The sequence below is a fragment of the Streptomyces sp. NPDC056835 genome (assembly GCF_042789485.1).
Taxonomy (GTDB): domain Bacteria; phylum Actinomycetota; class Actinomycetes; order Streptomycetales; family Streptomycetaceae; genus Streptomyces.
Window position 1 is genome coordinate 16,531 of the sequence record NZ_JBHUBB010000059.1, and the last position, 10,837, is coordinate 27,367.

The window sequence follows — 10,837 nt, forward strand, 5'->3', positions numbered from 1 at the left end:
TGGCCGTACGACCTGAGACGAGCAAGAGGCCGCCGGAGACGAGCAAGAGGCCGCGCGGACAGGTGGGCGGCGTCGCGTGCCGGGCGGGCGCGTTGAACGATGTGGGGCCGGGTCGCCGAGGCGGCCGGGCCCCGCGGTCGTTTCCGCGGGCCGCTCCGGCGCCGGTTTGCCGGTCGTGGTGTCGGTAAAGGGGCGGGGAAGCCGGGTTTATGGTCGAAGGTGGCCCGACGGCCGGCCGGACCCCGACGAAGCAGCAGACCCAAGAGGCGACTGACGATGACTGTGCACGGATCCTTCCCCGGCTCGCGGCCCCGACGGCTGCGGGTGAACCCGGTGATGCGACGGATGGTGGCCGAGACCCGGCTGCACCCGGCGGATTTCATCCTTCCCGCGTTCGTACGCGAGGGCATCAGCCGGCCCGTTCCCATCTCCGCGATGCCCGGCGTCGTCCAGCACACGCTGGACACGCTGCGCAAGACGGCGGTGGAGGCGGCCTCGGCCGGTGTCTCCGGGATCATGCTCTTCGGCGTCCCCGAGGAGGAGAAGAAGGACGCGACGGGTACGGCGGGCACGGACCCGGACGGCATCCTCCAGGCCGGCATCCGCGCGGTGCGCGAAGAGGTCGGGGACGACCTGGTGGTCATGTCCGACCTGTGCCTGGACGAGTTCACCGACCATGGCCACTGCGGGGTGCTGGACGACCGGGGGCGGGTCGACAACGACGCGACCCTGGAGCGGTACGCCGAGATGGCCCAGGTCCAGGCCGACGCGGGCGCCCATGTGGTGGGCCCCAGCGGCATGATGGACGGCCAGATCGGCGTCGTACGCGACGCGCTCGACACGATCGGCAGGGAGGACGTGTCGATCCTCGCGTACACCGTGAAGTACTCGTCGGCGTATTTCGGTCCCTTCCGGGAGGCCGTCGGCTCCTCGCTGAAGGGCGACCGCAAGACCTACCAGCAGGACCCGGCCAATGCCCGGGAGTCGCTGCGCGAGCTGGCGCTCGACCTCCAAGAGGGCGCCGACATGGTGATGGTCAAGCCGGCGCTGCCGTATCTGGACATCCTGGCGCGCGTCGCGGCGGAGACGGACGTGCCGGTCGCGGCGTACCAGATCTCCGGCGAGTACGCGATGGTCGAGGCGGCGGCGGAGAAGGGCTGGATCGACCGCGACGCGGCGATCCTGGAAGCCCTGACCGGGATCAAGCGCGCCGGGGCGAACATGATCCTGACGTACTGGGCGACGGAGGTCGCGCAGAAGCTCTGACGCCGGGGCTCTGGCGCGGGGGCTCTGACGCAGAAGCTCTGACGCGGGGGGTCCGCGCGAGGGCTACGGGGCTGCGGCTCGGGGCGAGGGCTCTGAGGCCGGGGCTGCTCCGACGCGGGGCTGTGTCGGAGGCTGCTGGTAGAACGGGGCGCACCGATGCCGGACTCAAGCCCCTCGGGAGCGCCCCCCTTGTCCTACGTGCGACACGTCGAGCATTTCCATGGCCTGCCCGTACTGACCGTTCCGCCGTACACACGCGCCACGGATCTGCCCGATGCCGCCTCCGTCACCTGGCGGCTCCGGACCGGGCCGTACTCGTCCGACGAGGACTACGAAGACTACTGGGAGCGCTTCACCAGCACGGTGGAGCTGGAGAAGGTACGGGCGCTGGTCCTCGGCCATGGCGCGCACTACCTGCCCGACCAGGCGCTCATCGACCTGAGTTCACGGCTTGTCGGGCTCGAAGCGCTCTTCCTCAACGACCTTGAGGACGACGAGGAGATGATCTCCTCGATCGGACAGCCGGATCTCGCACCGCTCCTGGCGGCGTTCCCCGGTCTGCGGGAACTGGCCGTCCGCGGCGGGGACGGGCTGGACTTCCCCGTGACGGGGCACGCGGGGCTGCGGTCGCTGCGCATCGAGTCCGGTGGGCTGCCTCCCGGGGCGGCGGAGCACATAGCCGCCGCCGATCTGCCCTCGCTGGAGCGGCTGGAGCTGTGGCTGGGCGACGACGACTACGGCGGCGGCACCACAGCCGAGCAGCTTGCTCCGCTCCTCGCGGGTGAACGCAAGCCCGCCCTGCGCCACTTGGGCCTCCAGAACAGCCCCATCCAGGACGAGCTGGCCGCCGCGATCGCCTCCGCGCCCGTCGTACCGCGGCTCACCTCGTTGAGCCTGTCCATGGGCACGCTCTCCGACGAGGGCGCGGAGGCGCTGCTGCTCGGGCAGCCGCTCACCCACCTCAAGGAACTCGATCTCTCGCACCACTTCCTCAGCCACGACATGATGCTGCGGATATGGACGGCGCTGGAGCCCGCGGGGGTCCGGGTGAACCTGTACGGCAGGAATGAGGCGGAAGACGACGGGTGGGGCGACGACGACGAGGAGTTCGGTGGCGACGGCCGCTATATCGCGGTGGCGGAATGACCGCCACGGCTGATCTCCGACGTACTCGCCCTTCGCACCCGTACCGCTTCCAGCTCCCAGCTTCCAGCTCCCAGCTCCTGAAAGGTCCACGATGTCGAACAGCCCTGAATCCCAGGATCCGGAGGATCTTCTCCTCACCCGCCTCCGTGTGGGACGTGAGTCCTCCTGGGTGAAGCCCGACCGGCCGGTGCCGTTCGGGCATGTTCTGTATGGCGCGGCCACGTTGGGGTGCGCTCCCGCCGCCGTCGTGTCGAGGCTGACCGAACTGGGGTACGCCGACTTCGAGCTCCCCGAGGGCCCGCTGCCTCCCACGGTCGACCGGGACGACGCTCTGCTGATCAAGACGGAGACGTACAACCTGTCGTGGCTCGAACTCGGCAAGCCCGTGCCACCGCGGCACATACTCGCCGCGGCGGGGCGGCAGGGCCGGAGTCCCGCCGACGCCGGGCGCCGGCTGACGGCCTTCGGCTACGCGGTCCCGGCCGGGCATCCGCTCCCGGAATCCCCGAACACCCGGGACATCGCGCTGATCCGCACGGGGGCCCGGGGCAATGGGGAGTGGCTGGAGTGGGGCGCGGAGGTGCCCGCACACCATGTGCTCAGCGCCGCGGCGGAGCTCGGTTACAGCCCGCACGCCGCCGCCACCCGCCTGATCGAGCTCGGCTTCCGGCTGCCCTACACCCCTGAACCCGGGGATGAGCGGATTCTCGGGTACGGGGTCGGCCACAGGCCCTGGCCGTCCCGGTACTCCTCCGTCCCCAGCGGGCACGTCATGGATGTCGCACGGGAGACGGGCCGGCCGCCGGCGGCCATCGTCGCCCGGCTCGCGGAGCTGGGCTGTCGAACGGACGGGCCCCTGCCCGACGCCCCGGAGGCGGACGACCTCCTTCTCCTCAGCCAGGAACTCGACGGCCGCGCGCCCTGGTTGTCCGTGAACGGCGTCGTCGGAGTGCAATTGCGGCACATACTGCGCGCGTCCCTCGTGACGGGACGGGCCCCGGCGGAGATCACGGAGAGGCTGGCCACGCTGGGACACTGGCTGCACGCCAACGCGAAGGTGCCCGCGGTCGCGGACGGGGAGGACATCCGGCTGCTGGAGACGGTCGACCGCTCGTTCCTGGACAACGTCCACCTCGAACACGTCCTGCGCAGCGCGAGTCTGACGGGGAGGAGCCCGGCGGACGTGGCGTCGCGGCTGACCGCCCTCGGCTACCGGCTGCCGGACGAGGTGGACTACCCGGAGGTACGGGGTACGGTCGCGGCCTGACCGGGGCCCGGGCCGCCGTTCGGGCAGGGGCCCCGATCGGTCGGGGGGCGTCACTGGGTGCCGGGCGTCACTGGATGCCGGGCGTCGCTGGGTGCCGGGCGTCACTGAGTGAGGGCGTCACCAGGTGAGGGCGTCGGCCATGTTCGCCTGCCAGTACGTCACGGACGCGGAGTCGGAGATTACCGTCCCCGCGGGGAGTGTGATCGGGCCGGCGGGGGAGCCCACCGAGCCCTGGTTGTCGCGTCCGGGGAAGTGGACGGTCAGCTGCTTCGCCGGGGTGGTCGGGGACCCGTCGCCGCCGCCCAGGGAGATCGAGGCGTAGGCCGACTCTCCCGGGGCGAGGGTGACGACGGCCTGCGGCTGGCTGTCCTCGTTGACCTGCGTGGCGGCCTGGGCCTCGTCGAAGCGGAGGAGGGGGGCGTAGTAGGCGTCGCAGTTCTTGCCACCGGTGTTGGTGACGGTCAGGAGAAGGTGATTGACCGGGCGGGTCACCTGGCTGACCTTGACCTTGGTGTTGTCGCCCGTGCAAGCGGTGTTCTGGGTGATGGTGCCGCCCCCGCTCGTGCCCGCGCCGCTGGTACCTGTGCTGTTGCTCTTGCCGTTGCTGTTGCCGTTGCTGTTGGAGCTTGTGCCGCTGCTGTTGCTCGCGTTGCCGCTGATCTGGTCGGCGGGCGTCTGCTGCTTGTTGTCCGACGGCGTCTGCGGCTCGGCCGACGGCGCGCCGGTGGACGCGGCGGCCCCTCCGGAGTCCTTCGCGGCGCTGGAGGAGTCGCCGGACCCGCAGGCGGTGAGGGCGAGGGAGGCGACAAGAGCGGTGGCGGCGACCGCGACGGCGCGGTTACGGATGGTACGCATAAGGATTGAGCTCCCCGTTTCGATGAGGTGTCGGCTGTTGCGTTCAGCGACGGTTGATGAGCATGAGCACGACCGCCGTGGAAGCGATCACCACGACAACGGCCAGCGCGTCTACCAGGCTGATACGGAGTCGGATTCTGATTTCTGCTCCCCGTTCGGCTGGTGCTGCACTCACCTTGCGGGGCGGCCGGAAGCGGCCGCAATCGGCAGAGGACAATGGGGGAAGCTGGAACGCTCACGCTGACTCTGACCTGGGGAGACGTGGTTGCCCTGGAACGCGTTCCTGGGACGGACCAGCAGGGACTAGGAGGGGAACAAGGGGTGGCGACGACCGAGGCCGAGGCTTTCGCGGAACTACTGAGGGGGCTGAAGGACCGCTCGGGACGCAGTTACGGCGTCCTGGCCGGCAGGCTCCACGTCAGTACGTCCACGCTGCACCGCTATTGCAACGGGGACGCCGTGCCGACCGACTACGCGTCGGTGGAGCGGCTTGCGCGACTGTGCGGGGCGAACGCCGAGGAACTGGTCGAGCTGCACCGGCGGTGGATCCTCGCGGACGAGGCGAGACGGCGGGCCAGGTCGGCTCCATCGGTCTCGCCGCCACCTGTCCCGGCGGGGCCCGACTCGGGGACCGACGGTGACGGTGACGGTGTTGACGGTGACGGTGACGGTAAGGCTGAGGCCCCGGCTGAGATCGGTCCCGCAGCGGAGTCCGGACCCGGACGCGCACCCGGACCCGGACGCGAGACCGAGCACGTACCCGTACTCGTACCCGAGTCCGTGCATGAGTCCGAGTCCGTGCGTGGGCCGGTCGCCGGGTCCCGTGTCGCCCGTGTCGCCCGTTTCCCCGGTACCAAACGCCTGCGTCTTGTTCTCGCCGCCGTAGCGGTCGTAGCGGTCGTCGTACCCGCCGTCGCCTACGGCAGCCGGGCCGGGACGTCGACCGATGACGGTGCCGTCGCCACAGGGGTGTCCGAGGCTCCGTACCAGGGGGCGGAGGAGAGTACGTCGCCCTCCGCCTCGTCGGACGGCAAGGACAAGGAGTCGCCGTCCGCCCCACCCTCCGTCTCCCCCTCCCGGAGCGCGAGCCCGTCCGGCACCCCGAGCGCGCGTACGAAGCCCTCGGCGACGGGCAAGATCTCCAGCGGCGCGGTGCCGGTGTCGGTGGCGACCCGGCCGTACGCCTTCGAGGACCCGTGCAGTCAGCACTACCTCATCGACAGCCCCCCGGAGGAGGTCCCCCCGCCGCCCGCCGAGCCGGACGCGCCCGGCTGGGTCGGGGCGCTCGGCGGGGTGGCGAGCGACAGTCAGTTCATCGAGCTGACCGTGCAGGGCACGGGCAGCGAGACGGTCGTGCTGCGGGAGCTGAACGTACGGATCGTGAAGAGCGATGTCCCGCTCGCCTGGACCGACTACGCGATGGGCGTCGGCTGCGGCGGCGGCGTGGGCACGAAGTCCTTCGCCGTCAACCTGGACGCGGGCCGGCCCAGTTCCGTGCCGAAGGCCGGTCAGCGCGACTTCCCTTACAAGGTCAGCGAGTCGGACCCCGAGGTCTTCTATATCTCCGCCAGTTCGAAGACGCGGGACGTCAGCTGGTACCTGGAGCTGGATTGGGCCAGCGGGGAGCGGCACGGCACGATCCGCGTGGACGACAACGGGAAGCCCTTCCGTACGAGCGGGGGCGGCGGGGCGTCCGTCGTACAACTACCCGCTGGGCGGGTCGGAGTGGGAGAAGCCCCTTGACGGCTGACGGCTGACGGCTGACGGCTGACGGTTGACGGCCGGCGACCGGATCCGCGTGCGACTGTGGGCAACCATTCGTTGACGGTCGGTGTCATACGAGTGAGGACACCTTCGCTGCCCTCACTCGTACTGCTGGGTCGCAAGGCCACGGCCCGCTTCGAAGAGGGCTCGGACCACGTGCGGTGGGAACACGACGGGCGCGTGGTCCGGATCCCGTTGGAGGCCGTCGAGGAAGTGCGCGGCTCGGAACGCACTGTCGAGGTCATCCTGACAACCGCGCACGCCCGCCGTCCCGTTGCCGAGTACGTGGTCCACGGCGCAAGCGCCGCCGCGGTGGCCGCGTTCAGCGCTGCCGTGCGGGCGCGCCTGCCCGAACGGGCCCCGAGGAACCGCGTCCCGAGGGCGAGGACATGGTCACGACCATCGCCACACGAAGCCGCCGGTGGCCGTCGCGACGGGTCCTGTGCCTCTCCGCGAACTGCGAGTAGAGGGACAGGCGGACGGCGGCGCGGCTACGAACTCCTTGCGGCGCTGCGTGGCTGACACCTGATCTTTCGCGTGACGGCTTTCAGTGGTGCGCGGCGGGGTCGAAGCCCTCGGGGGCCCGGTCGAGGAACGCGGTGATGGAGCTGATCCGGCCGTCCTCGTCGAGCACGATCACATCGGTCCCCATCGCGAAGGACGTGCCTTCGCCGTCGCCGGTCAGGATCTCCCACTTCAGCCTGGCGCGGTCGTGGTGGGTCTGCGGGCGCTCGCGGTGGCGGAGGGACGCGGTGCCGACATGAGCGACGAACTGGTTCCGGAAGTCCATCAACGCCTGTGCGCCGCTGAGGATTCCGATCTCCGCGCGGTATTCGACGCCGTCGGTGAAGGTCGACTCCGCGAGGCGTCGCTGCTCCGGCTCCGTGGTGGCGTTCCAGAACCGCAGGTAGCGCTCAAGGGCGGTCCCGGTCCCGGTCCCGGACTCGGTTTCGGTGTCCGCGTGCTGCTCGGCGTGTGCTGTCGTCTCGGTCATGGCGGTGGGGTCCCTTCGTCTCTTGGATCGAGCCGGTACGAACTGCGCTGTGCTCCTGCCCGACTCTGGCTCCGTCGGCGAGGACTGTCGATGACCCGCGAGGTCATTGCCGTCGCCCACCCGGCCGTGCAGCCTGGGCACATGACGACGACCACCGAACCGGTCGGGGTGCTCGTACGGCGTTGGCGCGAGCATCGCCGCCGCTCGCAGCTCGACGTGTCACTCGCGGCCGAGCTGTCGACCCGGCACCTCAGCTGCATCGAGACGGGTCGGGCCAATCCGAGCCGGGACATGATCAGGCGGCTGTGCGACGAACTCGACGTGCCGCTGCGGGAACGCAACGCGTTCTACCTGGCCGCCGGCTTCGCCCCGGCGCATCCCGAGCGGCCCTTCGCCGATCTCGGCGCGGCGCGGGCCGCGGTGGAGGCCGTACTGACGGGGCACGAGCCGAATCCCGCGCTCGCCGTCAACGTGCGCTGGGAGTTGCTGGCCGCGAACCGGGCCATGAGGGTGTTTCTCGGTGACGCGGGCGGGGATTCGCCGCCGCGGCCGTTCAACGTGCTCAAGGCGACCCTGCACCCTGACGGCATGGCGGGACGGATCCGGAATCTCGCGCAGTGGCGCGCGCATGTCCTGCGCCGGGTCCGCCGCCAGCTGGACCGCACCTCGGCGTCCGGCCTGGCCGAGCTGCTGGCGGAGCTGGAGAGCTATCCGGTCCCCGACACGGACGCGGAAGAGCCCCGGGAGCCCGGGAACGGGAACGGGAACGGGAACAGGAACGGGAACAGGAACGGGAACGGGAACGGCATAGGGAACGGGCACGGGGACACGCGTGTCTCCTCGGAAACCGGTGTCTTCCCGGACTTCCTGGATGACCTGGTCGTTCCGTTGAGGCTGTCGACAGAGCACGGCGAACTCGCCCTGCTCTACACCACGACGGTATTCGGGTCGCCGCGTGACGTGACCCTGGACGAGATCGCCATCGAGACGTTCTTTCCCGCCGACGCTCCCACGGCGGCCTTGCTTCGCGGGGCCGTCGCGGGCGATTCCTTCGGATCGGCCGACCGTAGGTGATCCGAAAAGAACCGGACAGGCCCCAAGACAGCCCTAAGGCCCGTCGAGTACCGGGATCCGGCTGTGGATGTCCTTGAGCATGATCCGCATCGCCATGTGGAAGATCTCAGCGGGAAGAACGCCTGGGCGTCCTTTGTGAGAGCGCCCCGTACGGCAAGGTGCCGGGCCGCTCTCACTGATCAGGAAGCGACGTCTCAGATCTTCGTCGACACGTCAGCTTTCGGATGAACTGTCAGCTCAGGTACACCAGGCACCGTTGGATTCGTAAATGGTCGCGATGTTGGCGCTGTAGACCCAGCCCGTGACCTCGCGGCCATTTGCCCACACACTCCCGTGGTACCAGAGATTGATCAGATCATTGTAGTCCCGACAGTCAATTGAGAGCTCTGAGCTCGCGGGAACGTTAGTGAACGAGCAATCCGCGTAGGGACCCGAGCGGACAGGAATCATCTTGCCACTGACCAGTGTGGCGAACCCTGGGTCCGCAGGAGTCCAAGATTGGCCGCGGCAGGCGAGTGCCCCCGCAGTGCTCGCAGCTGCGCTTGGTGCTATCGCCAGTGTGACACCGACCGCGGCAGCCGCTAGCACTCCCGCGAGAAAGCGTTTCCCCATTTACTTTCCTCCCAATTACTCGTTACCACAAGCGAGTTGAACGGGACGAACAACTCGCAGCATGGCGCCCCCGCGAGGGGCCGTCAAGGTTGTCCTACACCTGCGGCACCAACGTGATCGCTGGACACACGCAGCCCAACTGGCCGGACGTGAGGGCGCGAGGCGCCGCTCGGCGTACGTCGCCTCGGCCACGCCTCCCCCGGTGTCCGGGAAGGCGGGATGGGCATGACGATCGAACCGGCGAACGAACTCGGAAGCGAGGGCGCGCTTGGCCTGCCGCGCGCCCGGGTGGCGCCCCTGTCTGCCCGACCCTCGATTCCCAGAGTTCAGGCCGGAAAAGCAATATCAACTGTCCGCTGCGGCCTTATGGGCAGTGCGGTTGCATCTGTCAGGCGCATATCATGCCGTTACAGGTCCAGACATAGCCGCAGCCGCAGCCGGGCCAAGTCGAACTACAGCCCACGCAGGTGCAATCGGGCTGGCAGGCGCTTCCGCGGTTGCAGTTGCACGTCGCGGCCGGCGCAGCGCTATTGCTGGAGACAGCGCCGGTTTCAGCGGTATCGAGAGGGCCGAGCGTCGACATGAGGCTGCATGCCTCGCCGCGCCCGAACGCGGCAACACCCGCCGCCTCGATTGCCTTCATCCGAGCCTGGATTGCCGAGTCCTCGTAGGCGTAGGTCGCCTCATCGGCGACGATCGCTTCGAACTCGTCCAGCACACGGGCCTGCTCGGCCGTCATCTTCGAGTGCGCGCGCCGGTAGCGTTCCACCTGCTCGACCCACAGGCTGCTCCGGACGCTCGGTGTCAGGCCGGCGAAAATCGCCGGCCTATAGGCCACAGGAAACCTGGCCAGCTCGACGTACTGGCCGACACGCGGCAACTGATTTGCCTGAGCCCAACTCCGTCCGGCGGCCAGCGTCCTGGACTCAGCCGCGAACGCCGGCACCCTGCCGTTCAACAACAGAGCAGCCGCGATCCCGGCTCCGGCGCTCAGCCGGAACACCCCCCGCCGCCCGATGCTGGGGCCCTTGGCCTGATTGCCGTCCGCTTGGCCTTCCCGCTCCGGATCACCGAGAGCACGCAGCACCAACACAGTCCGACGAGGCCCCAGCCGCATTGCCAGCCGGGAACCCATACGGACACCGGTCCAAGCCCGGACTCGCGTCCCCTCAACCCTGAGCAGGGTAGGCACCCACGGAGTGCCTCGGTCCAAGGCTTGATCACGCCACCGCCGCACGTCACGATGCCCGAGTGGCAAGACTTCCAGACGCCCCGCCGATGCCCGCTCGACTCGCCTCGACACCTCTTTGCACAGGGCGCAGGAGGCATCGAACGCAAGGACCCAGCGACAAACCGTTTCCGTCATCTCTCTCCCTCTTCGTAGATGGAGCAACTGGCCCGGCGCGACCCGCGGGGCCATAGTGGCGGGGCGGAATTTCCTCTGCTCAGTGGCTCGGGGGCGCGGCAGTCGGTGCGGCTGATATCCAGCAGCCAGATGTATTGATCACGAGCTTTTCTGATGCTGCGGGTCAACACGGTTGGAGCGTGGCGATCGCTGTGATGGTGGACAAGGCGTCTGACCGTGCGAATGCGTTCGGAACAGGTTCTGAGCCCCGCGTCGCCGCGCCTGGCTACAGCACTGTGCGGTGTTGCTGCGCGTTGTTATCCGCTTTGCCGCGTTCTCGGCGATCGAGCCGCCGCTATGCGCGGGAAGTGCTGATGCCGCTGTTTGTTGAGAGAGAGTCCACGACGAGTGACTTGGCTGGCTAGTGTCTTGTGATTCTGTTTGTGGAACCTGAGGCGTCCGTGGTCGTTGAGTCGGGTATGGATCTTTCCTCTGAACAGATGGCTGAGCTGCG

8 protein-coding genes are annotated in these 10,837 nt (G+C 69.1%); 5 read left to right on the forward strand and 3 right to left on the reverse strand.

Translation table 11 applies throughout. From position 1 onward, the window contains the following. The first annotated feature begins 276 nt into the window (after positions 1-276). The 3 genes from hemB to ACFRMN_RS37435 all read left to right on the forward strand — a co-directional run bounded on the left by hemB (position 277) and on the right by ACFRMN_RS37435 (position 3,679). Positions 277-1,266 carry a porphobilinogen synthase gene (gene hemB, locus ACFRMN_RS37425; protein WP_383028699.1) on the forward strand — a complete coding sequence of 330 codons (990 nt, stop codon included), beginning with the start codon at positions 277-279 and terminating at the stop codon, positions 1,264-1,266. A 198-nt stretch (positions 1,267-1,464) separates the two neighbouring features. Continuing rightward, on the forward strand, positions 1,465-2,412 hold the full coding sequence (locus ACFRMN_RS37430) for an STM4015 family protein (RefSeq protein ID WP_383028716.1): 948 nt from the start codon (positions 1,465-1,467) through the stop codon (positions 2,410-2,412). Between the two features lie 91 nt (positions 2,413-2,503). Beyond that, on the forward strand, positions 2,504-3,679 hold the full coding sequence (locus ACFRMN_RS37435; RefSeq protein WP_383028701.1) for a hypothetical protein: 1,176 nt from the start codon (positions 2,504-2,506) through the stop codon (positions 3,677-3,679). A gap of 117 nt (positions 3,680-3,796) precedes the next feature. On the opposite strand, the gene ACFRMN_RS37440 is transcribed toward ACFRMN_RS37435, so the two are convergent. Continuing rightward, positions 3,797-4,534, reverse strand: a complete 738-nt coding sequence (locus ACFRMN_RS37440; protein ID WP_383028703.1) for a DUF4232 domain-containing protein — start codon at positions 4,532-4,534, stop codon at positions 3,797-3,799. A 321-nt stretch (positions 4,535-4,855) separates the two neighbouring features. Between ACFRMN_RS37440 and ACFRMN_RS37445 the strand changes: the two genes are divergently transcribed. Next, entirely contained in the window at positions 4,856-6,277 is a 1,422-nt protein-coding gene (locus tag ACFRMN_RS37445) for a helix-turn-helix domain-containing protein (protein WP_383028705.1), read from the forward strand. A gap of 568 nt (positions 6,278-6,845) precedes the next feature. Here the strand turns inward: ACFRMN_RS37445 and ACFRMN_RS37450 are convergent. Continuing rightward, on the reverse strand, positions 6,846-7,292 hold the full coding sequence (locus ACFRMN_RS37450; RefSeq protein ID WP_383028708.1) for an isomerase: 447 nt from the start codon (positions 7,290-7,292) through the stop codon (positions 6,846-6,848). Positions 7,293-7,433: 141 nt separating this feature from the next. Between ACFRMN_RS37450 and ACFRMN_RS37455 the strand changes: the two genes are divergently transcribed. Next, the gene (locus ACFRMN_RS37455) at positions 7,434-8,366 is read left to right on the forward strand and encodes a helix-turn-helix domain-containing protein (RefSeq protein WP_383028711.1); all 933 of its coding nucleotides are present in this window, start codon (positions 7,434-7,436) and stop codon (positions 8,364-8,366) included. A 1,000-nt stretch (positions 8,367-9,366) separates the two neighbouring features. Here ACFRMN_RS37455 and ACFRMN_RS37460 read toward each other — a convergent pair. After that, positions 9,367-10,071, reverse strand: a complete 705-nt coding sequence (locus ACFRMN_RS37460) for a bacteriocin fulvocin C-related protein (RefSeq protein ID WP_383028713.1) — start codon at positions 10,069-10,071, stop codon at positions 9,367-9,369. Positions 10,072-10,837: the final 766 nt, after the last annotated feature.